Consider the following 26,623-nt stretch of genomic DNA (forward strand, 5'->3'; position numbering starts at 1 on the left):
TAAATGCCATTTATTACAGACGTATACGCTCGTGAAGTATTGGATTCACGCGGTAACCCAACAATCGAAGTAGAAGTATATACACAATCAGGTGCTTTCGGACGCGCACTAGTTCCATCTGGAGCTTCAACAGGTGAATACGAAGCCGTTGAACTTCGTGACGGAGAAAAAGACCGCTACCTTGGTAAAGGGGTACAAAAAGCAGTCGATAACGTAAACAACGAAATCGCTGAAGAACTGATCGGTTATGACATCACTGAACAAGTAGCAATCGACCAGGCAATGATCGCTCTTGACGGTACAGAAAACAAAGGTAAGTTAGGTGCCAACGCAATCCTTGGTGTTTCCATGGCTGTTGCCCGTGCAGCTGCTGACTTCTTCGGAGTGGAATTATACCAATACCTTGGTGGATTCAACGCGAAGCAGCTTCCAGTACCGATGATGAACATCGTTAATGGTGGAGAGCACGCTGACAACAACGTAGACATCCAGGAATTCATGGTAATGCCTGTAGGAGCTTCTACATTTAAAGAAGGTCTGCGCATGGGAACAGAAATCTTCCACAGCCTGAAGTCAGTTCTTAAATCTAAAGGCTACAACACTGCAGTTGGTGATGAAGGTGGATTCGCTCCAAACCTTAAGTCCAATGAAGAAGCACTTTCAACAATCATCGAAGCAATCGAAAAAGCTGGATACAAGCCAGGAGAAGAAGTTCTTCTTGCAATGGACGTAGCAGCTTCTGAAATCTACAACAAAGAAGACGGTAAATATCATCTTTCTGGAGAAGGCGTTGTTCGTACTTCAGCAGAAATGGTTGATTGGTACGAAGAAATGTGCAACAAATACCCAATCATCTCCATCGAAGACGGTCTTGACGAAAACGACTGGGATGGTTTCAAACTACTGACTGACCGTATCGGTAAAAAGGTTCAATTAGTAGGGGATGACTTATTCGTTACAAACACGACCAAGCTTTCTCAAGGTATCGAGCAAGGTATCGGTAACTCGATCCTGATCAAAGTGAACCAAATCGGTACACTGACTGAAACATTCGATGCAATCGAAATGGCGAAGCGCGCTGGTTACACAGCCGTCATCTCTCACCGTTCTGGTGAAACAGAAGACAGCACAATCGCTGACATCGCAGTAGCAACAAACGCTGGTCAAATCAAAACAGGTGCACCATCACGTACAGACCGCGTAGCGAAATACAACCAACTACTTCGAATCGAAGATCAATTGGCTCACACAGCTCAATATCTTGGAGCGAAAACATTCTATAACGTAAATCGCTAATACAAGCAATTTGAAAAGCAGCCCCGTCTTTGGATGGGGCTGTTTTTGTGATTTTTGATGGCATTATTTTTTCTATATCATCACCCTGGTTTGCCAAGGCACGTTATAATGAAAGAGTTTTTAGCTAAAATAGGGGTTTGACAAGCTAAAGAAGAACGTTTCAATGGAGATGTACTCCATTTCATATGATTCTTTGAGGAGAAGACTGTTCCAAGTGGCTTATTAGGGGGATCTCGGATGAAAATCCGGCCGTTTTGGGTAGAAATCCAGCCGTTTTTGAGAAAAATCCGGCCGTTTCAGATGAAAATCCAGCCGTTTTCGAAAATAATCCAGCCGAAATAACCCAAAATCCGGCCGATTAACATATTATCCCAAAATCGAAACGCACATCTCATCTAAGGCCACTCTACACCGACGTACAATCGCATCCCTAACCAACTCTTTCCACAATTCAAACAATATTACCTTGTCCACTACATAATCCCTATGGTAAACTAGTAGTAATGTTATGTTCGTATCAGGAGGTGGGACTCATGCACACTTTATTAGTCACTTTACTTATTATTGTATCAATCGCACTTATCGCCATTGTATTACTTCAGTCAGGTAAAAGTGCTGGACTTTCAGGGGCCATCTCTGGTGGTGCAGAACAACTTTTCGGAAAACAAAAAGCTCGTGGTATTGACTTAGTACTGCACAGAATCACAATCGTATTATCGGTACTATTCTTCGTACTAACCATTGCCATCGTAGCTATCTAATACGTACAAAAACCTGATCATTAAAGTCAGGTTTTTTTATTTAAACAGGATTAATTCTTAAAGATTATTTTTTTACTTATGATCTGCTTAGGCTCTGTCAATAAGGGCTTGCTTGATGGTGAGGGGTGTGCGTGAAAGAGCTGAAAGTATCGAATTTAGCAAAGAAGAGACAACAAACACTCGAAAGAATTAGTGTATCTAATAAAATTTGAAAACTATTTATACATACTATGAAAAAAAGCTTTTCTAAAAATTCGAATGACATATTTATTAGTTTATAATTTCATGCTTAGAAAGTTGATTGGAGAGGAAGGTGCTCGACTCCTGCGGGAATAGCGGGAAAGTTGAGACCCCACAGGGCAAAGCCCGAGGAGGCTCAACTCACGCCCCGCGGAAAGCGAGCACCTGGAGCGGAAATCAACCAGCACTCACTCTTTCGACGGGAATCTTACAAAAGAGCTTTGAAACAAAAACTAAATTGTTTTTTCAAGCGAAATATTGGATTGTCTGACCAATGTTTGCTAAAAATAGAGGAGAAGAGTGGACTAAACGATCGTTTAACTGAAAGAAGCCTGTGATATCAAGCTTCTGAGCTACTAATCAAACGTTTGTTTAACAAAAAAACAACTAAAATCTGATTGCATAACAAAATCATTTAAACAACTGTTTAACAGAAAGGAGCCTTTAAAATCAAGGTTTCTCCCAGCTAATCAAACGTTTGTTTAAAATGAGATAAAAGGAGTCACTAGCTATGAAAACCGTATTACCAAAACCATTCACATTTGAAGCAGGTCCCCGTGCCGTCTTATTGCTTCACGGATTCACAGGAAACTCAGCCGATGTCCGGATGCTCGGTCGTTTCTTAGAAAAGAAAGGCTATTCATCCCATGCCCCTCACTATAAAGGACACGGTGTACCGCCGGAAGAATTGGTTCATACAGGTCCTGAAGATTGGTGGCAGGATGTCATGGACGGATATGAGCTTTTAAAGAGTAAGGGATATGAAGAGATTGCGGTTGCCGGCCTTTCTCTAGGAGGGGTATTTTCTCTTAAATTAGGTTACACTGTACCTGTAAAGGGTATTGTCCCTATGTGTGCACCGATGTATATAAAAAGTGAAGAAGTCATGTATAAAGGGGTCGTGGATTACGCCCGTGAATTTAAGAAATTTGAAGGAAAACAAGAAGACCAAATTGAAAAAGAAATAGAAGAGTTTAAGAAAACGCCGATGAATACATTGAAGGCCCTGCAGGAATTGATTGCAGACGTGCGTGAAAATGTGGATATGATTTATTCACCGACGTTTGTTGTACAGGCAAGGCATGACCATATGATCAATACGGATTCTGCTAATATCATCTATGATAACGTTGAATCCGATGACAAAGACATGAAGTGGTACGAAGAGTCCGGTCATGTGATTACATTAGATAAAGAAAAAGAACAGCTTCATGAAGACGTCTACGGTTTCTTAGAGAAATTAGATTGGACGGTTTGATGAATTCGATGATCAGGAGGGATTGTCATGGACGAAAATATTAAAGAGCATGTGGATAGGCTCCTTTCCTACATGAAGGAAGAAGCATACAAGCCATTAACGGTACAGGAGCTTGAAGAAGCATTCGGAATTGAAGGATCCACGAACTTCAAGGAATTCGTAAAGGCTCTTGTCGTAATGGAAGAGAAAGGGCTGGTCGTACGTACGAGAAGTAATCGCTACGGCTTACCTGAGAAAATGAATCTGGTAAGAGGGAAAGTATCCGCTCATGCAAAAGGTTTTGCGTTTGTGATACCGGAAGAATCAGGAATGGACGATATCTTCATCCCTCCTAATGAAACGAATAACGCCATGCACGGCGATATAGTATTAGTAAGAGTGTCTACTTCTTCTTCAGGTTCCAGAAGAGAAGGAACTGTTGTGAGAATCGTAGAGCGCGGTGTCGACCAAATGGTTGGGACGTTCACAGAAAGTAAGCATTTCGGATTCGTTATCCCGGATGACAAGAAGTTTGCGAGTGATATCTTTATCCCGAAATCCGCTCAAATGGGTGCAGCGGAAGGACATAAGGTCGTCGTGAAATTAACTTCCTACCCTGAAGGTCGCAAGAGTGCAGAGGGTGAGGTCATTGAAATCCTGGGTCATAAAAATGATCCCGGTGTCGATATTCTCTCAATCATCCATAAGCACGGGATTGACGTCGAATTCCCTGAAGAAGTCATGGATCAGGCGAATAATGTGCCAAGTGAAATCGACGAATCAGAAATTCCAAACCGAAAAGACCTGCGCGATCAGACAATCGTCACGATTGATGGTGCTGACGCAAAGGATTTGGACGATGCTGTAACCGTAACGAAGCTGGACAATGGAAACTACAAACTTGGGGTACATATTGCAGACGTAACGTACTATGTTAAAGAAAGCTCTCCGATTGACCAGGAAGCGTTTGATAGAGGGACATCCGTATACTTGGTAGACCGGGTCATCCCAATGATACCGCACCGACTATCGAATGGTATTTGTTCTCTTAATCCCAAGGTCGATCGTTTGACTCTATCCTGTGATATGGAAATTTCACCTGATGGCGATGTCGTGAAACACGAAATCTTCCAAAGTGTCATTAAGACAACGGAACGAATGACGTATTCAGATGTAAATAAGATTCTTGTGGATAAAGATGAAGAACTTCGTAAAAAATACGAGCCTTTGGTACCGATGTTCGAGGAAATGGAAGACTTGGCACAGGTTCTCCGCACAAAACGGATGAAGCGCGGAGCCATCGACTTTGATTTCAAAGAAGCGAAGGTGCTTGTAAATGAAGAGGGAGAACCAACGGATGTGGTCCTGCGTGAACGTTCAGTAGCCGAAAAGCTGATCGAAGAGTTCATGTTAGTGGCGAATGAGACGGTTGCTGAGCACTTCCACTGGATGGAAGTACCGTTCATCTATCGTATCCATGAAGACCCCAAAGAAGATAAACTGCAGCGCTTCTTCGAATTTATTACGAATTTCGGCTTGATTGTAAAAGGAACAGCCAATTCGATTCATCCACGTGCTCTTCAGGAGATTGTCGAGGACGTACAAGGGCAGCCGGAAGAAATGGTTGTATCGACGATGATGCTGCGTTCCATGCAACAAGCGAAATACGATCCTGAAAGCTTAGGTCACTTTGGACTCGCAACAGAGTTCTATACTCATTTCACCTCACCGATCCGTCGTTACCCTGACTTGATTGTTCACCGTTTGATCAGGACTTACCTGATTGAAGGCAAGGTTGATCAAGCAACACGGGAAAAATGGGGCGCCCAAATGGGTCATATCGCTGAGCACACGTCAAGCCGCGAACGCCGTGCAGTGGATGCAGAACGGGAGACCGATGAGCTAAAAAAAGCAGAGTATATGGAAGACAAAGTGGGAGAAGAGTACGACGGTATCATCAGTTCCGTTACGAATTTCGGAATGTTTGTCGAACTGCCTAACACCATTGAAGGTCTTGTCCATGTGAGCTATATGACGGATGACTACTACCGATTCGATGAACGTCATCTTGCCATGATTGGTGAAAGAACAGCAAACGTATTCCGAATCGGAGACGAGATCACCGTTCGTGTCGTGAGCGTCAATAAAGATGAGCGTGCCATCGACTTTGAAATCGTAGGAATGAAGAATAATCGCAAGGAACGTGAAGACCGTGTCCGCTCGATCCGCTCTGATAAAGGAAAATTGGATCGTGGAAAATCGAATCGATCTTCAGACCGGAAAAAGGACGGAGAATGGTCAACACGTCCACCGAAAAACAACAAGAAGAAAAAGTCGAATAAGAAACACTTTGAAAATGCGCCTCGAAGCAAACGCAAAAAGAAGAAATAAAGGTTCAGGAGCAATGGGATAACCTTTGCTCCTTTTCTTTTCCAAGTGTAACAATTCAATTTTTCTCGAGAATATGAGATAATAATGAGTAAACCAGCGATGACTAGGGGGATTCCAATGCCAAAGGGAGAAGGCAAGCTTATTGCCCAAAATAAAAAAGCACGTCATGACTATGCCGTAGAAGAAACATATGAGGCAGGTCTTGTGCTGCAAGGAACCGAAATTAAAGCGATTCGGGGCGGCCGTGTGAACTTGAAGGATTCTTTTGCCCGTGTTCAAAATGGAGAAATTTTCGTTCATAATATGCACATCAGTCCATATGAACAGGGAAATCGATTTAATCACGAACCTCTCAGAACACGTAAGCTGCTGCTTCACAAAAAGCAAATCAATAAATTGATCGGTGATTCGAAGGAAGCAGGATACAGTATCGTTCCATTAAAGCTATACATCAAAAATGGTGTGGCTAAACTTCTGATCGGTCTAGCCCGTGGTAAGAAAAAGTTTGATAAACGGGAAGATTTAAAACGAAAAGAAGCGAACCGTTCGATCCAGAGAGAACTGGCACAGCGTCAAAAAGGTATGTAATTGTACAGATTTCCGGAATGTGGCATTTGCAATTATCTCAGGATTTGTTATACTAATAGATGTCGCGAGGTAATCTTGTGGCTGTAAGGACAATTGAATAAGTGACTTACACGCTGAACTTATTCTTTCCCGTTCTTCCCTTTCTATCATGGGGACGTTACGGATTCGACAGGGATAGTTCGAGCTTAGGTTGCGAGCCGTGGGGATCGTCCACGATAAAACGTCAAAGCCAATAATAACTGGCAAAACTAACAATAACCTAGCTTTAGCTGCATAATAGCGCTTTAGCTGTTCCTCCCTCCATCGCCTATGTGGTAGGGTAAGGGACTCACTCTTAGTAGGCTACGCCGGAGTCCACCGTCTGAGGACAAAGGAAGAGACCAATCAGACTAGCTGCACGGACGCCCGTTGATAGGCAGAAGCTGCAGTGAACTTGCGAATATATCGACTACGCTCGTAGACGCTTAAGTGGCGATGTTTCTGGACGTGGGTTCGATTAGTTATTAGTCGCCTTATGTGGTAACACATAAGTGAAAATTTGGCTTTATCGGTGAAACCTAAGTCACACACAGTGTGATAAGGCAATGCCGAGCGGTATGTGGAGCAATCCAACAGCCGTGTATCGACTTATAGGCTGCCCAAGATCGGCAGTACTAGGATGCGGAATTTATATCTCTCAAAAGATAAATCTATATTTCGCATAATACGCCAAAGGACCTTTACTACAGGTTCAAGATATAGTCAGTGCCATGTCGAAAGCATGGAAGTGCACGTCCCACCGTCTCCACCAAATACATATTTGGTGGTTTTTTATTTTTATAACTTGAAAAACTCTTCTTCAAAAGCTAATTTCTGCTTCAAACATTCTGGATTGTATTTCCCGTTTCTAATTGTTATCCTATTATAATGTTTGAGGATCCAGTCAGCACGTTTTCTCTTTTTTTCCACTCTAAGAAAAGGTAGAACGTATTTCAATATGTCTAAAACTTGATTTTTAGTCTTAATGGTTAGTGTAAAGGAATTCTGATGACGATCTGGATGGTAGTTTTTCTTTTTAGTAATGTGACCGTTTGTTAGGTTTTTGAGGTATTCCAGAAGTTCCAGGTCTGTCGAGGCAACACTAATACAAGGTCTTCTATATTCTTTATCATGCATGCGTGTTAATGTTATAGAACCTTCCCCATCGATAATCCCAGCAAGATAGGCTGCTTCCCAAGCTTTCAAACCTTCCAACTCCTATCATTCTATTTTGCTTATTTCCCTCTTAATTAATCATTACCCAAATAGTGATTGTATCAGTAATATTAGATGGAGATTTTTTGTGTTTTTAGGTTTAAATTGAAATTTTGCGAAGTGAATAAGTTTTCCAAAAAATTTTGAGGGATAGCAGTAAGTCAAAATTAAAATACCTGAAGATTAAAATTAAACAAGCTCTTAATTTTCATAATAATCAACCTATATACCGCTCTCAAAATTATTCTCAAATAATTTTGAGAGTTATTTTTTTGAGTTGTGAGCATTTCTTTCCAACATTGTTACCGTTCTGTGAATAAACTTCGACGAAATTTCGAAAATCTGTTTAAAGTTGAGTGAAACAAGGGTACCTTTTAATAGAATTTGATAGTATAGGTCTACAGTGATAAATCCGACATAAAGGAAGGTGATTTCCCTATGTTTAATAAATTCAAGCCATACTTGATTGTGTTGATCAGTCTGGTTTCATTATTTTTCATCATTATATTCAGTTCGGGAAGTGAAATGATCATTCTCGATCCTAAAGGACCTGTTGGGGCCTTGCAGAAAGATCTGATCATGCTGTCAATCTACTATATGCTTGGCATTATGGTTGTCGTTCTTTCCTTCTTTACTGTTATTCTCCTAAAATATCGAAGCAGTAAAAAGGATAGTGATTACAAGCCCGAGATGCACGGGAGTACGAAATTAGAAATTATCTGGACGCTTATTCCTGTATTGATTGTTATTGCCTTGTCTATCCCAAATACAAAGGCATTATATGAATTAAGGGAAGCTCCTAAAGCAACAGCTCATAAAGATCCGATTGTGATCCATGCCACTGCTGCGGATTGGAAATGGATCTTCAGTTATCCGGAGGAAGGTATTGAGACAGTCAACTATGTCAATGTACCGGAAGATCATCCCATTTTATTCAAGGTAACAGCTGCAGATTCCATGGCTTCTTTCTGGGTACCGCAACTTGGCGGACAGATTTATGGGATGCCGGGAATGGTGAATGATTTATACTTACAGGCTGATGAGCCGGGTACTTATGATGGAAGAAACTCAAACTTCACTGGTGAAGGGATGACACACCAAAAGTTTGATTTTGTTGCGTTAGAAGAAGAGAAGTATGAAAAGTGGGTAAAAGATTCTCAGGAAAATGAGACGAAATTGACGGAAGAAACATATGAAAAACTCATGCTGCCTGATACGGTTGATAAAATGACCTTTTCATCCACTCATTTAGCCTTTGTCGACCATGGGAAGAATTCTGAATATGCCATGGCGATCCGTGAGAAATATGGTGTGGAGGCATCTTCACATGGTGCGGATAAAGATGCTGAGACAAGTCATGGAAATCACGGTGATCACGGAAACATGGAAGATCATGATAACCATGAAGACCATGATGGAATGAAAGATCATGAAGACCATGACGAAGAAGAGCATAAAGACCAAGAAAATAACGAAGGACATGAGCACTAAGAAAGGAGGACTCTAGATGTTTGATTTTATTAAAGATAATTTAATCCTCAATGATCCGTTGATTCTTGGAGCAAACATTTCCATCGTTTTCACCGTAATAGGGATCGTCGCGACCCTTACGTACTTTAAAAAATGGAAATGGCTGTGGAATGACTGGATCACGAGTGTTGATCATAAAAAAATCGGTATCATGTATATCATTGCTGCATTGATCATGCTCTTCCGCGGAGGAGTCGATGCCCTTTTAATGAGGGCGCAATTAACGGTGCCTAATAATGAATTTTTATCATCACAACACTATAATGAAATCTTTACGACTCATGGTACGATCATGATTTTATTCATGGCGATGCCATTCTTACTTGGACTGATGAACGTCGTAGTCCCTCTCCAAATCGGTGCAAGGGACGTCGCATTCCCATTTCTGAATAACTTAAGTTTTTGGTCATTCATGTTTGGGGCGATCCTTTTCAATATGTCTTTCGTATTCGGTGGATCACCGGATGCAGGTTGGACGAACTACGCACCACTGGCGATTGAAGGAAGTCCGGGACCGGGAATTAACTATTACCTCCTTGGCCTGCAGATTTCCGGAATTGGTACGTTATTAACGGGAATCAACTTTGTTGTCACGATTATTAAGATGCGTGCACCAGGCATGACGCTTCTTCGTATGCCGATGTTCACGTGGACGACATTGATCACAGCATTCATCATCGTTTTCGCATTCCCGATCTTAACGGTGACATTAGCGTTGATGACATTTGACCGATTATTCGGTACGCATTTCTTCACGCTTACAGCCGGTGGGAATCCAATGCTTTGGTCGAATTTATTCTGGTTATGGGGACACCCGGAAGTATATATCGTTATTTTGCCTGCTTTCGGTATTTTCTCAGAAATCATTGCAACATTTGCAAGAAAAACATTGTTTGGTTATAAATCGATGATCATCTCACTAGTAGCCATTTCAGGGTTAAGTTTCGTTGTGTGGGTTCACCATTTCTTCACAATGGGCGGAAGCGCTGCGGTTAACAGTGTATTCTCGATTTCGACGATGGCGATTGCCATACCGACCGGGATCAAGATATTTAACTGGTTGGGTACCCTTTATAAGGGACGGATTGAATTTACCGTCGCCATGATGTGGTCCGTTGCATTCATTCCGACCTTCCTGATTGGTGGAGTGACAGGGGTCATGTTGGGGATGGCTGCTGCCGACTTCCAATATCACAATAACTACTTCCTGGTTGCTCACTTCCACTACACGCTGATTGCCGGTGTGGTATTTGCCTGCTTCGCAGGACTCGTGTACTGGTATCCAAAAATGTTTGGACATAAGATGAATGAACGCATAGGGAAATGGGCTTTCTGGTTCTTCTCTATCGGTTTCAATGTATGTTTCTTACCGCAATTCGTCTTAGGATTTTCCGGTATGCCAAGACGTGTGTACACATACGGACCGGAAGATGGCTGGATGGCATTGAACGTTATCTCTTCTGTCGGGGCTTTCGGAATGGGAGTAGGATTCATGATTATCGTCTATAACGTTTACTACAGCTACCGTTTTGCAAAACGGGAACTATCAGGGGATGCTTGGGATGGACGTACGCTTGAATGGGCAACTAGTTCGGCGATTCCACCTCATTATAACTTCGCACATGTTCCTGAAGTGAAGAGTGCGGATGCATTCTACTATATGAAACAAGAAAGAAAAGAATCCGGTAAGCCGGAAAAGGTTGAGTATAAACCGATTCATATGCCGAGCAATGCAGGGACACCATTCATCATGTCCGGGTTATTCTTCGTTGGTGGATTTGGCTTGGTGTTTGAACTGTGGTGGATGGCGATTCTTGCCCTTATTGGTATCTTCGGATGCATGGCATACCGTTCCCTATTTTCACACAAACAGGATGCTGGTTACTATGTAAGTGTGGAAGAAATAGAAAAAGCAGAAAATCCGTATAAGAGGGAGGCGTGAATATGGCACATAGTACAAATGTAGATCCAAATGCGCCACTTGAATATCAATCGGAGATCGGCAAACTGAATATTTTTGGATTCTGGGTTTTCCTGGGTGCGGAAGTAGCTCTATTTGCCACTATTTTCGCGACATTCTTTGCCCTTGAAAGCGGCACGGTTGGAGGTCCGCTTCCATCTGAAGTGTTTGATCTGAAGAATACAATCATCATGACGTTACTATTATTAATCAGTAGTTTCACGTCAGGGTTATCAATAAATGAATTGAGAAGAAGAAATGTCAAAGGGATGATGGTCTGGCTGATCATCACATTGCTCTTTGGCGCAGGGTTCCTTTACATGGAAATCACGGAATTCCTTCATCTGATCCATGAGGGAGCCGCCATGGGCACCAATGCATACTGGTCTTCTTTCTATCTATTGACCGGTACGCATGGTCTCCACGTAACATTAGGTATTTTATGGATAATACTTGTGATGTTCCAGGTGAAAAGACAAGGATTAAATCCAGATACCGCTAAAAAACTATTCGTATCCAGCTTGTATTGGCACTTCTTGGACTTTGTATGGATCTTCGTGTTTACAAGCGTGTACTTACTAGGGATGGTGGGATAATGGAACACAATACAGCGAATCATAGTCGTATTCCCTGGACACAGATCATTGGTTTTGTCTTATCCATTGCATTAACATTTTTGGCCGTCTGGTTCGGACTTTACGCAGGACTCGCGTACAATGTGATGGTTGCTCTTGTATTTGTTCTTGCCTTTATCCAGGCTGCAATCCAGCTGTTTATGTTCATGCACGTAACAGAAGGAGAAGGCAGATGGCAGGTAGGAAAAATGATGTCAGCTGCATTTATCGCACTTGTGATCGTACTTGGATCGATTTGGGTATTGAGCAATATGCATTAATGGATAGAAATCAATTTGTTATATAAAAAGAGGTCGTTGAACCTATTCAACGACCTCTTTTTAACGTTTTTTTCTAATAGGCTTTTTCATCCTCATAGTTAAACTGCCACTGAATACCAAATTTATCGGTAACCTGACCATACAACTTACTCCAGAATGTTTCCTGCAGCTCCATATCCACCTTACCGCCTTCTTTCAATTTGTGGAAACGGGCCGTCAACTCTTCAGTATCCTTGCTTACTAGGGCCAGGGTGATATTGTTTCCTTCTACAAAAGGCATATCAGGAAACACGTCGGAAAACATGACGTTACTGCCGTCGATTGTCAGTCTTGTATGTAACACCAGGTTCTTAGCTTCTTCAGGAAGGGGATAATCCGGGTGGGGAGGTGCTTCTGCAAATGTCATGATCTGTGGCGACTCAGTACCGAATACCTCTGCATAATACTCAACAGCTTCTCGACAATTCCCATTAAAATTCAGGTAAACATTGACTGACATGTCTATCACTCCTATTGATTATAATGACTACATTTTTTATTGTAGCATCATCTTGTTCTTATTGGTCGGAAAAATATGAATAATCAAAAAATATATCCAAATAAAAGAGCGCCAACCTCAACGTCGGAGGTGGCGCTCACTACCTTCAGTCTGCTTTCAATTCCTTCAAGACATTGATTCCAAACAAAAGGACACCGACCGTAGTCACTACACCACCGGCAGCAATAACCGGGACGACACCTTCATTTCCAAGCACTAAGAAAAATAATCCAATCATCATAAGGGGCAAGCCGACATTATGAAGCCAGAAATGAGCCTTAGCCAGTTTAGTAGAAGATACTGCCGGGAATAAGTGATAAATAAGACCTGCTAACGTAAGGGCAGTCCAGCCTAATAAGTTAACGTGAACATGGACCGGAGTCAAACTGTAGTCATGGACCATGGACATATACAGTCCGATACACACACCAATCATGAAGTAGACGACAGAAATCCTGATCAGTTTAATACCCATCTAATAATCCCCTCCTTTTCTTTGGTAATATATGAGTAATTATACCTATGTAGAACTTAGGTTTTTGCCGTCCATATATCTAATTTAATATTAATGAATAGGCAGATTGTGATTAATAGGTGTTATACTAAAGAAAGAAATGGCTATTCATCTGTCTTTACAGAATTTTGTGGAAGTCTTTCATAAAAGTAATGAGCTCGTTATGAAACTTGTTAATAGGCTGTAGGGTTGAGGGAGCAGGTCAAACAGAAATAAATATGTTGATAGAAAAGCCGGCGGATACCTTGTGGGCTTTATATTTCTTGATAAACAATGTAAAATTTGGAGGTGCAATTAAAAATATTGCCTACTTTCCAATGAATTGATAGAATCATCAATTAGAGTAACTGTAATTCGAAAATGAGGAGAAAAAAATGATAAATGTCACTAGTGGATTTAGAATAGAAAAAGATTTTCTTGGAGAAAAAGAAGTACCTGAAGATGTGTACTATGGAATTCAAACCTTACGGGCAGTGGAAAACTTTCCTGTTACGGGGTACAAAATCCATAAAGAGATGATCGATGCTTTAGCGACGGTTAAGAAAGCCGCGGCTCTTGCCAATATGCAGACCACACGTCTTTATGACGGGATAGGTCAAGCCATCGTGCAAGCTTCTGATGAAATATTGGAAGGGAAGCTTCATGAATTCTTCATCGTCGATCCCATCCAGGGAGGAGCAGGGACTTCCATCAACATGAACGCTAATGAAGTCATTGCCAATCGAGCACTGGAGCTCATGGCCCATCGTAAAGGGGAATATGGAAAGGTAAGCCCGAACAGTCATGTTAATATGTCACAGTCAACGAATGACGTATTTCCGACGGTCATCCATATTTCCACGCTGAAATTATTAGAGAAACTTCTTATCACCATGGAACATATGCTGAACGCCTTTAAAAAGAAAGCGCAGGAGTTTGATCACGTCATTAAAATGGGACGTACCCACCTGCAGGATGCTGTACCGATTCGACTTGGTCAGGAGTTTGAGGCGTATAGCAGGGTGGTGGAGCGTGATATTAAACGGATCGGACGAACACGGGATCACCTCTATGAAGTAAATATGGGGGCGACTGCAGTAGGGACTGGATTGAATGCAGATCCTGTTTATATTGAAAATGTCGTAAAGCATCTGGCAGATATAAGCGGATTGCCCTTAACAGGAGCTGAACACCTCGTCGATGCCACGCAAAATACCGACGCTTATACAGAAGTTTCTGGTGCCTTGAAGGTGTGTATGATCAATATGTCGAAGATTGCCAATGACCTGCGTCTGATGGCGTCAGGACCTCGTGCAGGGCTGGGTGAAATTTCATTGCCATCCAGACAACCTGGTTCTTCCATCATGCCTGGTAAAGTGAATCCCGTCATGCCTGAGCTGATCAATCAAGTAGCTTTTCAGGTCATGGGAAATGATCAGACCATCTCCCTGGCATCAGAAGCCGGCCAGCTTGAACTGAATGTGATGGAACCAGTACTCGTTTTCAATCTCCTTCAATCCATCAGCATCATGAACAATGCGTTCAGAAGCTTTACAGACAACTGTCTTGTTGGAATCGAAGCGAATGAAACACGTATGAAGGAATATGTGGAAAATAGCGTAGGAATCATCACTGCAGTCAATCCACACTTAGGATATGAAGTTGTGTCCCGGATTGCCAGGGAAGCTATTCTAAAAGGGAAATCTGTGAGGGAGCTTTGTCTGGAATATGATGTTCTGACTGAGGAAGAGCTGGATCTGATCCTGAATCCTTATGAGATGACTAATCCCGGGATTGCGGGTAGTGCGCTTTTTGATCGCTCATAATTTATAAAAACAGAAGTGTCTCAAATGAGGATGTCCAACTGGACCCGCCCATTCGACCATCTGAATAAATTAATAGAAATAGATAAAGACCGTGCCGGAGAAATTGGTGCGGTTTTTTTCATGTGATTGAATGATAATCAGAAACGTTTTTTCAAGATAGCATGTATGTGCATAAGGAATCGGGAAAAAAGTATGGGTTAATAGAACTAGAACTATTTTCGTTTATTGATTGTACCTATACTTAAAATAATCAATATATTAGCCATTTAATGCTAAACGATTTGTGGTAAATCACAATTCATAATAGGTATAAAGTTGTGAGGAAGAGCAGCCTGCAACTAGTGAAAACCCCAATTTTTTTGTGATTATTAATTAGTATAATGTTAGTAGAACCTATATCGATATAAAAAATCTATGACTTGTGCTTGATCACTTGTGCTTGATCTGAAGGCTATTAACTACGTCATCCGGGAGGGTAAATAATGAATAGTGGGGCATTTATTAAATACTATCGCATCTTTATGGGGATGACCCAGAAACAAGTTGGGGATGGGATTTGCACCCCCGGTCACATCAGTAAAATCGAAAGCGGGCATTTACATTTGACGAAAGACAAGCTCGCTCTCTTTAATCGAAGACTGGGGATCAATATTGAAGATGAGCTGAAGGCTTTTCATAAATTACAAACAGAGTTGGATCTGTGGCATGATGTGATGATTAAGCAGATTAATGGGAAAGTAGAATTATTGAAAGAAACGATTGAACAAAATCCCCTGGTGAAAATTGAAACCCTGAATGGAACGTATAAGCTTCTCAGGGCAAGATATCATATGTTGAAAGGGAACATGCAAGAGTCAGAATTTCTATTAAATCAATTTTCAAATAAGCGCCTTTCCTTTCATATGAGGGATTATGACTATCATTTGTATTATCATGTGAAAGGGATGTTTGAGCTACTAAAGGGAAATGCGAAAAAGGCAATCGAGTTTTTACAGAAAATCAACGGAGAGGTTTACACCAATTTCGAGTATTATTATCATTTGGCTCTTGCCTATCAGCAAATGGATCAACTTGATCAATCCTTTCATTATAGTGAACGTTCCCTTCATCACTTTAAAGAAACGTTTAATTTCACCAGATGCATTGATGCCGCTACGATTCAGCTGGTGGCAGAAGGGAAACACGGAAGTGAGAGACTGGAAGATTTGGAAGGGAAATATGATGAGCTGATCCAGCATTGTGATAACCTGCATGATCATCGAAGAAAAGCCATTCTTTATATGAACCTAGGGAATGTGCACCGTGACATGATGGACGATAGGAAGGCAAGGGTAGCATTTCAAACAGCTTACGGCTTGCTGAAGCATGAGCCCCCTACATGGGGTTATGGCAATACTATTTTAGGAGGAGCGAGTCCATGGAAAACCCAGATCGTTTAATCTCATCGTTTGATGAAATCCCCTTCAGCGATTATAAAATGCCGATCATCTGTATATATGAGAGTCCTGAAGATTATCAAGGGATGTTTGTAGCAAGACTATTCGACGTGAATCAACCGACTCATTATATTTTGATGAGACCTACATTAGAAGCGGTTAGAATGGAAGTTCCAGACCGGTTCTCGTTGGTTCCAAAAGCCCAGGGTGAAGATTCGAACATAGTTGAAACGTGGATTTAGTGTATAAAAAAGCTTCATTCCTACTGAAAGGAATGAAGCTTTTTTATACATTTTCATTTGCCGAAGGATAGAATTTCCTTTCGATTTTTTTATATTCGTCAAGCTCCTGGGTAAGCCGTGCCAGTTTGTGAACCTCCTGCAAAAGAAAGGTTTTGTCCAATTCGTAAATCACTTCTTTCTCGATATGATCAATGGTATTACAGGCAAATTCCCAAAGGGCTTTGTGCTTAGATGGGTCAATGGACTCTGCAATAAGAGCGAGTACCCGGACGATATCAGTGATGATGAGATGATTGTCTTTGGCATAATGCCTGATATAGCCAAATCCTCGATAGAGATAATAATCAAATGCTTCTGTCTGGAGAATGATTCGAATGCTTCCTTCCTGGTCGATTAAATACGGGGTGAAGGAAAGGTGTTCTTCAACTGTTATCATCAGATCGGCCAATTGATCAATCGTATTGGAGGCTGTTTTGGGATCATCATTCCCAAGCGATTTGATCGCAACTTCAGCAAGCTTATGAATCCCCATCTGCAGGTCTTGAATTTCCGTCTCCTTATGGCCCATTTCGATAAAGTTGAGATAGTGATCAATAGAAATATCCTCGGTTTTCGGTCCCCATATGCTCACCAATTCATTCCCGGCCAAAACATAATCTCCGACTTTATAGTGGAGCTGGATGACAAGCTGATCATCTTTTGCCGATTCAATCATTCCATGAAAATCGATCAGCTGTATATATCCCGACTCTCTTGACTTCACATGAATGATATTCTCCTTATGATGCTCCATCATATCGCCGGTATTGCTGGTTCGATGGGCTTCTAAGTCATGTTTCAGCGTTTGATTGATCATTACTTCAGAAACCTGCTTCATATTGTACGTAATATTGTGTACCTGCATCCAAGTAGACGCATGGTTAATGAAGAAGATAAAGGTTACAGAAGTAAGAAAAGCGAGTCCGATCGTCATGATCGGGGCAGCCACAAACAGTTCTTCCTTTGAATTTCCGATAAAAAGAAAGAGGAGCAGTACATATACAAAGCTGCCATTGAAAATTCCGAGGGCGTGCTGTGTTTGTTTGTCCGAAATGAAATCCAGGAGCATCCTGGGTGAAAATTGACCACTGAACATCGTGAGCACAACAAGCAGTGAATTCAAGGTGAAAGCACTGAGCGTCAGGATGGCCCCGATGAGTGTACTGACAAGCATGCGCGTAACAGATGCATCCATACTTAAGAAGTTAAAGGTATATTGAGAGATGTCAGCATACAGATCTAAATAGAGGGTGAGTGCTACAAGCAGTATGGAAAAACAAATATAAAAGAACGGCATATACCATATGGTCAGCCGAATCTCACGCATTCTCTGCCGTTTGGACATAAGCATATATTTTTTGATGGATAAGGGGAGCATTTTTTTCAGCATAATTGATCCGGTTCCTTTCAAATAAAGGGATATGGAATAGTTTTCCCTGCCAGAACAGGTTAAAACGTCTCTTTGCAAATTAGATTGATAAACTCCCAGACAGGGTGCGAATTTAAGTAAACCGATAGGGAATGATGCGGTCTGTAACATTAGAAAGAATTTTTCAAAAATACTAAAAATAGTATTGACGAAGGAATGAATCCCCTTTATAATCCAATTCATACTCAAATAGAAAGTAATACCAAAACGAAACATTATATCTCTTATCAAGAGCGGCGGAGGGATAGGCCCGATGAAGCCCGGCAACCTGCAGGATCAGACTGTAAAGGTGCCAATTCCTACAGATTCCATGTGGATCTGGAAGATAAGGGGAGGAGCATGATCATTTAGCCCTCTTCTTAAAAGAAGAGGGCTTTTCTGTATCCCTTTTTCTTTTCCGCTCATATCCCTCAAGTGGATCTTCAACTGAAATGAATCATTCTTACGTATAAAGTGAAAAGTCGATAAAAGGAGGCTGAATGATGTCAACGATTAATGTGGCACTTCTAGGGTTCGGAACAGTAGGGCAAGGGGTCTGTGAAGCAATCGATACTCATCAGGACAGATTGAAGGAAGTCCTGGGTAAAGAGGTGAAGGTTAGGGCGATCCTTATTAAAGATCCCACAAAAGAGCGGAGCATTGAACCATCCATCAACGTCACAACGGATTTCCAAGACATCCTGGATATCCCGGACCTGCACGTGATCTTTGAAGCGATCGTGGGGGAAGAGCCGAGCTATACGTATTTAACCGAAGCCATTGAGAAGGGGGTTCATATCGTCACGGCCAATAAAGCGATGTTTGCCAAATATGGTCCTGAGCTATTGGAGAAGGCGAAAAGGAAGGGGATATCGGTCGGATTTGAAGCGACGACAGCCGGGGGAATCCCGGTGATCGGCAGTATCAGGCAGCTTCTGAAGGTGAATGAGATCAGACAAATTCAAGGGATTCTGAATGGGACGTCCAACTTCATTTTATCTCAAATGAGAAAAAGAGGTCTTGCCTTTGATACAGCCTTAAAGATTTCTCAGGAGAAAGGATACGCTGAAGCCGATCCGACAAATGACATCGAAGGCCATGATGCGTTCTATAAATTGCTTATTTTAAGTCAAACAGCCTTTGGCAGACAGCCCGATTGGAAGAATATCCGACGTAAGGGGATATCCCACCTGACTGCAGAGTGGCTCCAGGCAGCGGAATCCTTTCGATTACGGTTTAAGCACATAGGTTCTCTCCGGCGGGATTCAGTCGACCATATTAAAGGTGCAGTAGAGCCCATCCTTGTCCATGACACCCATCCTTTTTACGGTGTGGAGGATGTGGAAAATGCCATATCTCTTAAGGGTAGTCTTGTAGGGAGGATTACCCTGCTTGGTCCGGGAGCTGGAAAATTGCCTACAGGCAGCGCCATGGTAGAGGATTTCCTGTCGTTGATAGAGAGGAAGTATACCGACTCTGCCGTAAGTACCGTGAATACGGAAGAGGTTCTTGTTGAGAGCAGCCACCAATGGGTCTTAAGAATCCGTGAAACTGATGAGTATCAAAACTGGCTTCCATCGTTCATTTTAAAGGATCGTATTCAGCTGGACGATTACTTGTACGTATTTGTTGAAGGCAGGAAAGAGACACTGGAATCGCTTCTTCAGACGCATAACCATATTCAAGCCGTTCCTATTTTAAAAGAAATTCCGTTGGAAAATGAAGTGAAGACTGGAGCTGCTGTTTCTTAGAAGAAATCTTTAAAAAATATGGTCTGATGGAAAGTAGGGGTATCATTGAGTATGATCGTTCAAAAGTTTGGTGGAACCTCTGTTGGTTCTACAGATCGAATCAAACGCATGGTCTTTCATGTCATGAAGGAAAGAGAAAAAGGTCATGATGTCGTCGTTGTGGTGTCAGCAATGAATAAAACGACTGATACACTCGTACGATTGGCAGGGGAACTTTCTTCAGATCCTAGTAAGAGAGAAATGGATATGCTCTTAAGTACCGGGGAGCAGGTGACGATCTCCCTTTTGACAATGGCCCTGCACCATAAGGGACTGGAAGCCGTATCCCTGACAGGCAGACAGGCGGGAATCCAAACCGATGGAGTATTTGGGAATGCCAAGATTACCTCGATCAATACCGATCGGATAAAATCGGAGTTATCAAAAGGACGAATCGTTGTGGTAGCCGGTTTTCAAGGGATCACGGATAAAGGAGAGGTGGCCACATTAGGCAGGGGTGGTTCGGATACGACGGCTGCCGCTCTTGCGGCCGCTTTAAAAGCGGATAGGTGTGATATTTATACGGATGTAGATGGGGTGTATACGTCGGATCCGCGAATCGTTCCCCGTGCAGCGAAAATTGACACCCTCTCCTATGATGAGATGCTGCGTTTAGCCACCATGGGAGCTGGTGTCCTGCATCCGAGAGCGATTAAACATGCGAAGGAACATCATGTGCCGCTTGTGGTTTGTTCCAGTTTGAATGAAGGAAGGGGTACCGTCATTAGCGGAAGAACACAGAGAAATGCCCCTATTGTCGGGGTAGCCTATCAGAAAGACATTTCTGTTCTGACAATGTTTGACTGTCAGGGTGGAGAGTCACTGATTCTGTATGATCTCGATTCCAATCATATTGAAACAGAAATCATTAAATACCAGGAAAATCTTGTTCTCATCGTTAAAGATCAGGATTTTCATGAGTTGAAAAGAATCGTTGGACAATATAACCAAGCTTACTCTCATACAGAAGAAAGAGAGGATCTATCTAAGGTATCCGTGATCGGGCAAATCAAATCAACACATGAGGTAAAAGAGAAGGTTACCAACGTCTTTCATGACTACCATATTGCAAAGGCGTCCATATGGGAATCCCCGGTAGGATTAAGTGCACTGGTTGATAGATATGATGTGGAAAAAGCAGCCAGGGTCCTTCATATGCACTTTGGTTTGGATTACGTGGAATCAAGGAGAGCTGTTTTGTGAAAGGATCGGAAGGTGGAACATTCTGTCTTTCACCACATGAAAAAAGTGTATAGGCACTCCTATACACTTTTTCACTTATGGACTGATCAAAACAGGCGTACCGATTGGAACGAGTCCCGCTAACTCCTCTACGTCTTTGTTATTCATTCGTATACATCCCCTGGACACGGCATTTCCAATCGAGCTTGGGTCATTGGTTCCATGAATCCCGTAGCTTTCTTTCGATAAACTCATCCACATCGTTCCAAAAGGTCCGCCGGGATTTGGTGCTTTGTTAATGATGATAAATTCCCCGATGGGAGTTTCAAAAAGTACTCTCCCCACTGCAATGGGATACTGCTTGATTTGAACCCCATCCTTGAACAAACGCAGCCACCGGTTGTTAACAGAGACCTGAATGCGGTAAGGGTTATTGGTTGTATCCGGAATCCCAGGTATCGTAATCGTTTGACCTGGATAGATCACATCCGGATCAATACCGGGATTGGCTTTAAGTATGGATGGGAACGGGGTCCTGTAATCTCTTGATATTTGACTGAGTGTTTCTCCCACCTTGACTGTGTGAATCAGCTCAAACACCTCCCAATTTCACTCTCCCTCTATCCTATGTGCGTGAGAGAAAGTCGTTCAAGAAGATGAGTAAGTGAAAAAACCTGCTCCTCTTAAAAAGAGGAGACAGGCGTTATTGAGGCATGTTTGGTTGTGGAACGGTTGTATAGCTTTGGAGCATAAGGGTCATATCCTGGTCGTTTAATTGAGGAACCTGATAATAGCCATGCTTATTTTGATAAAGGAAGATCTCATAGCTCATTTCAATGAAATTCGGGACGCTGTCAGCTACGACACGCCGTAATACAGGGTTTGTCATCTCAAGGGCCGTCATGGCAAGAAGCATGGCCAATGACTTGGTCTGTCCCAGCATATAAGCAGACAAGCCTTTATCGGAAAGGTCCTTGACCGATTGATTCGGCTTCTTAGGTGCTCCGGGCTTGATGCCGTATGTGGTGGTATTGGTTTGAGTCATTTTGTATTGCTGGGTTGGCACAGTTGGGTCATGTCCTGTCGAAAAGCTGCCGACAATCGTATTATACATAGTCGTGACGAAAGTTGACTGGCGCTTAAGTATACCTTTAAGTTCAGGATCCTGAATGTGCTGATCATACATTTGATACTGATCGAGCATGCTGATGATCCCGGCTATGATCTCATGGGCATCAAAAAGCTCATGGCCCCCGTGGTTTTTACTTTCAGTGTTCATCATATTCGGTGGCATCTGAGTTCCTGGTGGTGTCATATTCGATGGTTGTCCTTGGTTTTGCATCTTTTTTCCCTCCTTGAAAATAGCATCGATGATTAGAATATCCTTAAAAAGCACAATTATGTATTTTGGTTTAATACTTGGCAGCCTGTCCGAATACAATAGGAAGAAGTCAATTTGAAGGTGGTCGAAGATGAGTATATTCATAAGCTATATCATTTTGGGATTATCGCTTTCTGCCCCTATGGGACCGATTAATGCCGCTCAATTGGACAAGGGGATCCGATTCGGCTTTTTTCATGCCTGGCTTGTGGGGGTAGGGGGAATGGTAGCGGACGGGATCTTTATGCTTCTCATATATTTTGGAGTCTCTCAATTTATCGATACCCCGGTCATTAAATTGTTCCTGTGGGTATTTGGGTTCTTTGTATTAACGTATACAGGGATTGAAAGCATCCAGAAATCAGCATCCATTACAAAGCCCTCTCATCAAAATCCCCATGAAACAAAAGGAAAGGCTTTTCGCACAGGATTCTTTATGGCCATTTCCAATCCATTAAGCATTCTATTTTGGCTAGGTATCTATGGTTCTATATTAGCTCAGACGTCCGGCTCCTATGAAGCAGGACAGCTTTTCCTGTACAGCATGGGGATCTTTCTTGGAATCACCCTTTGGGATCTTACGATGGCCGGTGTGGCGACAGGGGCAAGGAAACTGGTCAGTCCTGGGATTTTGCGGGTCATATCCATCATTTCCGGTCTCATTCTGATGGGCTTTGGGATTTACTTCGGTGTCCAGGCCTGCCGTTTATTATTCGGCTAGACAGACACCCAATAAGTTCTCTCCTAATAGGATAAATGTGTACTATTTAGGAGGGATCGGCTATATGTTATGGTCTAAAAGTTTGATCGATCAGCAAGGGGAGAAACTTACCCCATGGCAGAAAGCAGCCTACGGGCATTTCTCGGCTGTCATGTGCGACGAAGAACATCCTTACCCGTGTGTACCTGGAAAACAGGGCTTTCAGACAGATACCTTACGCTTTGGATTTGCAGATGATCCAAGAAATCAAGCAGCTTCTGAAAAACTGACCTGCTTACTCAAACAATATGGTGAAATATCAAGGGATACAGGGAAGTATGCATCTCTTGTAGTCTTTTTTAATTCAGAGGAGATAGTGGCCGATGACCAATCGATTGATTCTTATCAGGATATATTCTGGGGTTTATTGAATCGGGTTCATGAATTGGATGAATCACCATGGCCGGAAGATATTGCGAAGGATCCGCATCATCATACCTGGGAATTTTGTTTTGACGGGGAACCTTACTTTGCCTTCTGTGCAACACCTGCCCATACGATGCGGAAAAGCCGTCATTTTCCTTATTTTCTTGTAGCCTTCCAGCCCCGGTGGGTGTTCGATGAAATCAACTCTTCCACTGCATTCGGCCAGAAATTAAAGAAAGTGATACGGAAGCGGCTCATTGACTATGATGAGGCAGAACCCCATCCCAGCCTTAAATGGTATGGTCAGGAAGACAACTATGAGTGGAAGCAGTATTTTCTTAGTGATGATGATTCGACTCTATCCCAATGTCCATTTCTAAATATGCAAAAGAAAATCAAGAGTTAAAGCGTTCAGGCTTTAGCTCTTTTTTCTTTTATAATTGTCGCAATCGCAATCAGCACAATAAAGGCGATGCTTACAAAAAATCCAATGCGACTTACATGATCAAGAAGCGTGCCGCTGATTGCCGCTAAAATGAGGATGAGTGCAAATATTGATTGGATACGGTCCCACCAACTTTTGCTCATCAGCTTGTAAAAGGAGGCAAGGATAAAGATCCATGTATATAGAAGCATGAGTCCAGCTGCTGTAGTGATATACTCGAACAGTTTGTCCGGCAGGAGCATGGCGACCGCAATCGAAGCCGCGACAACAAGGGTGGTGAGTCCGAAAGCGGGGAGGGGCACCTTCCATTTCCCCTTCTTGGCAAAAACTTTTGGAGCATCCCCTTCTTCTGCCAATGCCACCAGCATCGTCGTGACTGCATATAAGGAAGCAACCATGGTGGAGAACCCGGCAATAACCAGAATGGCGTTGAATACATGGGGGACCCAGGGTAGATCATATTGTTTAAGAGCCGTTAGAAATGGACTTTCATTCGGATTGATCCTGCCTGCAGGTACGAGCTTTAATACGAGATAAAAGGATAAAAGGTAAAGGATGGTCAAGATAAGAAGCATGATATTCCCTGACTTTGGCGCATCCTTCGGGTCTTTAAGCTCCTGAGCCATCAACCCCATCACTTCAATTCCCCCGAATCCATAAAAGGCAAAAAGAAGTGCGAGCCATAAACCCTTTCCATCGTGTGGGAGTATCTCTGTTAATGGAGATTGAGGCGGATGGTTAGCAGCTCCCGTTCCTAACCACCCGAACATGGCGGCAGTAGCGATGATGACAAACATTACGATGGCTGCTATTTTCATGATGCCAAACAGATTCTCCATCTGTTCCACTTTCTGCACACCCATCAAAATGACAAGTAATCCAACACCTGCAAATCCGGCAGTGAACATCCACAGAGGAATGGCAGGTAGCCAGAATTGAGCAAAGAGGGCAAGGGCGGTTAGTTGACTCCCCATAATGAGCATTTCTGCCGACCAATAGACCCATCCGTTACTGAACCCTGCCCATGATCCGTAAGCCTGCTTTGCATAAGTTCGGAAGGACCCCTTTTCAGGATGATGGGCCGTTAATTTTGCAAGGGCTTGAAACACCATCCATGTTCCAATTCCGGCCACTAAATAAGCAATCAAAACAGAGGAACCCGCCCTTTGAATAGGGATGGCTGATCCCAGAAAGTAACCTGTTCCAATGATACAGCCCACCCCGATAAAAGAAAGCTGCCACCATGTAAGATTTGATTGATTCGTACATTTACTCATCTGTTTTTCACCTGACCTTTCCCCTTCATAGTTTGACGTAGAGATTCATGAATTATGTGAAGGGAACAGAATGATTTATCCGAGAAAGGAGAAAAGTAAGGGAGACTAATACTAAGGAGGCTGGCTCATGGTAAAGATTCATCCGAATTGCTGGAGTGAATATGGAGAATTAAAAACGGTGATGGTGTGCTCGCCTTCTTCACTGGATATACCTGATCAAAGAACGGCGGATTACGTTGGTTGGGAAAAACCTGTCAACCAGGAAAGAGCGAAAGAAAACCATGAAGGTATGATAAAGGCAATGGAAGACGCAGGAATAACAGTTATTGATTATTCCCTGTACTTAAAGGGAGAGAAGGCTGAACTTAATCATCAGCTCATCAATAGGGTATTTGTAAGGGACCTGGCATGTGTGTATGGAAATACTGTCATCCCAGGTGAAGCAGGGATTACAATGAGGGCGCCTGAATACGTACATAGTCATGAGCTTTTTCAAACATGGTTTGACGAAAAGACGTTTTCGATTAAGGATAATAACCAATTGAAGGCATTGGAAAATGGGGATGTATTCGTTCTGAATAAAGATGCTGTCTTTATTAATACAGGAATGCGGACAAGTATTGAAAGTATTGAAGAGGTCCAACAGGAGATCTTTCGGGCCGGATTCTCGGAGATCGGGATCATCGACTTGCCGCGAACCGGGGAAACCTTGCATTTGGATATGAACTGCAATGTTGCCGGATCCGACCTTCTCATAGCCAAAAGCTATATGAGGCTATTTCCAGTACAAATCATCACAGAAAAGGGTGGCCGCTACGTGATGATGGAGGAATTCATCCGCCGTCAGGGCTTCGACGTTCTATGGACCGATGATGTAAAACATACAGTCGCAGATATCAATTTTCTGAACCTGGATCCGGAGACCCTGTTAGTCAGTACTAAAGCCAATAAGAAGATATTGAAAGGTCATCCGAAATTACAGGGAAAGAAATTGATAGAAGTCGATGTAAATGAACTTGAAAAAGGTGGCGGCGGGATAAGGTGTATGACGCTTCCTTTAGAAAGAAATTGAATCATTAAGAGCCGATTAGAACAAGTAGACCGGAGATTTTTTCTCCGGTTTTTTTATTGAAATCGAATATTGGCTGAAAAACGTTCTCAATTAAATAAAATTTACACTACTATTATACTGGTTATGATGCTGGGACAATAGACTTATATATTACTTTACGTAAAATTGTAATTAATCTAATCTGTTAATCCTTTTACTTAAAACCTATGTATGACAGGAACTTTATGTCCCTTGATA

Annotated in this window: 24 protein-coding genes, 1 other RNA gene and 1 riboswitch; of the genes, 18 read left to right on the plus strand and 7 right to left on the minus strand. The window is 42.4% G+C overall.

What is annotated here, in order from left to right; all coding sequences use genetic code 11:
* Window positions 1-3: 3 nt before the first annotated feature.
* The 6 genes from eno to ssrA all read left to right on the plus strand — a co-directional run bounded on the left by eno (window position 4) and on the right by ssrA (window position 7,012).
* A complete protein-coding gene (gene eno, locus ACIFOD_RS08890; RefSeq protein WP_113969128.1) occupies window positions 4-1,296 on the plus strand; it encodes a phosphopyruvate hydratase in 1,293 nt (430 codons plus the stop codon).
* A 533-nt stretch (window positions 1,297-1,829) separates the two neighbouring features.
* Complete coding sequence (gene secG / locus ACIFOD_RS08895) at window positions 1,830-2,057, plus strand: preprotein translocase subunit SecG (protein ID WP_148995353.1); 228 nt, start codon at window positions 1,830-1,832, stop codon at window positions 2,055-2,057.
* A gap of 751 nt (window positions 2,058-2,808) precedes the next feature.
* Complete coding sequence (locus tag ACIFOD_RS08900) at window positions 2,809-3,555, plus strand: alpha/beta hydrolase (protein ID WP_430314333.1); 747 nt, start codon at window positions 2,809-2,811, stop codon at window positions 3,553-3,555.
* 27 nt (window positions 3,556-3,582) lie between these two features.
* Window positions 3,583-5,925 carry a ribonuclease R gene (gene rnr, locus ACIFOD_RS08905; RefSeq protein WP_430314334.1) on the plus strand — a complete coding sequence of 781 codons (2,343 nt, stop codon included), beginning with the start codon at window positions 3,583-3,585 and terminating at the stop codon, window positions 5,923-5,925.
* Between the two features lie 117 nt (window positions 5,926-6,042).
* Window positions 6,043-6,513 (plus strand): SsrA-binding protein SmpB, encoded by a 471-nt coding sequence (smpB, locus tag ACIFOD_RS08910; RefSeq protein ID WP_113969124.1) that lies wholly within the window; start codon window positions 6,043-6,045, stop codon window positions 6,511-6,513.
* Between the two features lie 158 nt (window positions 6,514-6,671).
* Window positions 6,672-7,012, plus strand: a transfer-messenger RNA (tmRNA) gene (gene ssrA, locus ACIFOD_RS08915).
* A 317-nt stretch (window positions 7,013-7,329) separates the two neighbouring features.
* Here ssrA and ACIFOD_RS08920 read toward each other — a convergent pair.
* Window positions 7,330-7,737, minus strand: a complete 408-nt coding sequence (locus ACIFOD_RS08920) for an LAGLIDADG family homing endonuclease (RefSeq protein ID WP_430314335.1) — start codon at window positions 7,735-7,737, stop codon at window positions 7,330-7,332.
* Window positions 7,738-8,184: 447 nt separating this feature from the next.
* Between ACIFOD_RS08920 and qoxA the strand changes: the two genes are divergently transcribed.
* The 4 genes from qoxA to qoxD are packed head-to-tail and all read left to right on the plus strand — an operon-like array spanning window position 8,185 to window position 12,131.
* Entirely contained in the window at window positions 8,185-9,237 is a 1,053-nt protein-coding gene (gene qoxA / locus ACIFOD_RS08925; RefSeq protein WP_430314336.1) for a cytochrome aa3 quinol oxidase subunit II, read from the plus strand.
* Window positions 9,238-9,253: 16 nt separating this feature from the next.
* Window positions 9,254-11,218 carry a cytochrome aa3 quinol oxidase subunit I gene (gene qoxB / locus ACIFOD_RS08930; protein WP_282138544.1) on the plus strand — a complete coding sequence of 655 codons (1,965 nt, stop codon included), beginning with the start codon at window positions 9,254-9,256 and terminating at the stop codon, window positions 11,216-11,218.
* Window positions 11,219-11,220: 2 nt separating this feature from the next.
* The gene (qoxC, locus tag ACIFOD_RS08935) at window positions 11,221-11,832 is read left to right on the plus strand and encodes a cytochrome aa3 quinol oxidase subunit III (RefSeq protein ID WP_430314337.1); all 612 of its coding nucleotides are present in this window, start codon (window positions 11,221-11,223) and stop codon (window positions 11,830-11,832) included.
* Entirely contained in the window at window positions 11,832-12,131 is a 300-nt protein-coding gene (gene qoxD / locus ACIFOD_RS08940; RefSeq protein ID WP_149156577.1) for a cytochrome aa3 quinol oxidase subunit IV, read from the plus strand. The genes qoxC and qoxD overlap by 1 nt, the downstream gene beginning before the upstream one ends.
* Before the next feature lie 73 nt (window positions 12,132-12,204).
* Here the strand turns inward: qoxD and ACIFOD_RS08945 are convergent, their stop codons facing one another.
* Window positions 12,205-12,630: a VOC family protein gene (locus ACIFOD_RS08945; protein ID WP_430314338.1), complete on the minus strand. Its 426-nt coding sequence runs from the start codon at window positions 12,628-12,630 to the stop codon at window positions 12,205-12,207.
* Between the two features lie 145 nt (window positions 12,631-12,775).
* Window positions 12,776-13,144 (minus strand): cytochrome-c oxidase, encoded by a 369-nt coding sequence (locus ACIFOD_RS08950; protein ID WP_430314339.1) that lies wholly within the window; start codon window positions 13,142-13,144, stop codon window positions 12,776-12,778.
* A 413-nt stretch (window positions 13,145-13,557) separates the two neighbouring features.
* Between ACIFOD_RS08950 and aspA the strand changes: the two genes are divergently transcribed.
* The 3 genes from aspA to ACIFOD_RS08965 all read left to right on the plus strand — a co-directional run bounded on the left by aspA (window position 13,558) and on the right by ACIFOD_RS08965 (window position 16,666).
* Window positions 13,558-14,988 carry an aspartate ammonia-lyase gene (gene aspA / locus ACIFOD_RS08955; RefSeq protein ID WP_430314340.1) on the plus strand — a complete coding sequence of 477 codons (1,431 nt, stop codon included), beginning with the start codon at window positions 13,558-13,560 and terminating at the stop codon, window positions 14,986-14,988.
* A gap of 482 nt (window positions 14,989-15,470) precedes the next feature.
* Window positions 15,471-16,427, plus strand: a complete 957-nt coding sequence (locus tag ACIFOD_RS08960) for a helix-turn-helix domain-containing protein (RefSeq protein ID WP_430314341.1) — start codon at window positions 15,471-15,473, stop codon at window positions 16,425-16,427.
* Complete coding sequence (locus ACIFOD_RS08965) at window positions 16,406-16,666, plus strand: hypothetical protein (protein ID WP_397552806.1); 261 nt, start codon at window positions 16,406-16,408, stop codon at window positions 16,664-16,666. Before ACIFOD_RS08960 ends, ACIFOD_RS08965 begins: the two co-directional genes overlap by 22 nt.
* 43 nt (window positions 16,667-16,709) lie before the next feature.
* Here ACIFOD_RS08965 and ACIFOD_RS08970 read toward each other — a convergent pair whose 3' ends face one another.
* Window positions 16,710-18,050, minus strand: coding sequence for a DUF2254 domain-containing protein (locus tag ACIFOD_RS08970; protein WP_430314342.1), 1,341 nt, complete (start codon window positions 18,048-18,050; stop codon window positions 16,710-16,712).
* A gap of 305 nt (window positions 18,051-18,355) precedes the next feature.
* Window positions 18,356-18,466, plus strand: a riboswitch (SAM riboswitch).
* Between the two features lie 150 nt (window positions 18,467-18,616).
* Here ACIFOD_RS08970 and ACIFOD_RS08975 point away from each other — a divergent pair.
* Together ACIFOD_RS08975 and ACIFOD_RS08980 are read left to right on the plus strand one after the other, a co-directional pair.
* A complete protein-coding gene (locus ACIFOD_RS08975) occupies window positions 18,617-19,864 on the plus strand; it encodes a homoserine dehydrogenase (RefSeq protein WP_430314343.1) in 1,248 nt (415 codons plus the stop codon).
* A gap of 51 nt (window positions 19,865-19,915) precedes the next feature.
* Entirely contained in the window at window positions 19,916-21,106 is a 1,191-nt protein-coding gene (locus ACIFOD_RS08980; protein WP_430314344.1) for an aspartate kinase, read from the plus strand.
* A 75-nt stretch (window positions 21,107-21,181) separates the two neighbouring features.
* Here the strand turns inward: ACIFOD_RS08980 and ACIFOD_RS08985 are convergent, their stop codons facing one another.
* Window positions 21,182-21,676, minus strand: coding sequence for a L,D-transpeptidase family protein (locus ACIFOD_RS08985; RefSeq protein WP_430314409.1), 495 nt, complete (start codon window positions 21,674-21,676; stop codon window positions 21,182-21,184).
* A 112-nt stretch (window positions 21,677-21,788) separates the two neighbouring features.
* Window positions 21,789-22,427, minus strand: coding sequence for a spore coat protein (locus ACIFOD_RS08990; RefSeq protein ID WP_430314345.1), 639 nt, complete (start codon window positions 22,425-22,427; stop codon window positions 21,789-21,791).
* 130 nt (window positions 22,428-22,557) lie between these two features.
* Between ACIFOD_RS08990 and ACIFOD_RS08995 the strand changes: the two genes are divergently transcribed.
* Both ACIFOD_RS08995 and ACIFOD_RS09000 read left to right on the plus strand, forming a co-directional pair.
* Complete coding sequence (locus ACIFOD_RS08995; protein WP_430314346.1) at window positions 22,558-23,187, plus strand: LysE family transporter; 630 nt, start codon at window positions 22,558-22,560, stop codon at window positions 23,185-23,187.
* A 64-nt stretch (window positions 23,188-23,251) separates the two neighbouring features.
* Window positions 23,252-23,998 (plus strand): YqcI/YcgG family protein, encoded by a 747-nt coding sequence (locus ACIFOD_RS09000; protein WP_430314347.1) that lies wholly within the window; start codon window positions 23,252-23,254, stop codon window positions 23,996-23,998.
* Window positions 23,999-24,003: 5 nt separating this feature from the next.
* On the opposite strand, the gene ACIFOD_RS09005 is transcribed toward ACIFOD_RS09000, so the two are convergent.
* The gene (locus ACIFOD_RS09005) at window positions 24,004-25,314 is read right to left on the minus strand and encodes an amino acid permease (protein ID WP_430314348.1); all 1,311 of its coding nucleotides are present in this window, start codon (window positions 25,312-25,314) and stop codon (window positions 24,004-24,006) included.
* A 127-nt stretch (window positions 25,315-25,441) separates the two neighbouring features.
* On the opposite strand from ACIFOD_RS09005, the gene ACIFOD_RS09010 reads away from it, so the two are divergent.
* A complete protein-coding gene (locus ACIFOD_RS09010; protein WP_430314349.1) occupies window positions 25,442-26,386 on the plus strand; it encodes an arginine deiminase family protein in 945 nt (314 codons plus the stop codon).
* Window positions 26,387-26,623: the final 237 nt, after the last annotated feature.

This window comes from Rossellomorea sp. NRS-1567 (assembly GCF_050467885.1).
GTDB classification, from domain to species: domain Bacteria; phylum Bacillota; class Bacilli; order Bacillales; family Bacillaceae_B; genus Rossellomorea; species Rossellomorea aquimaris_C.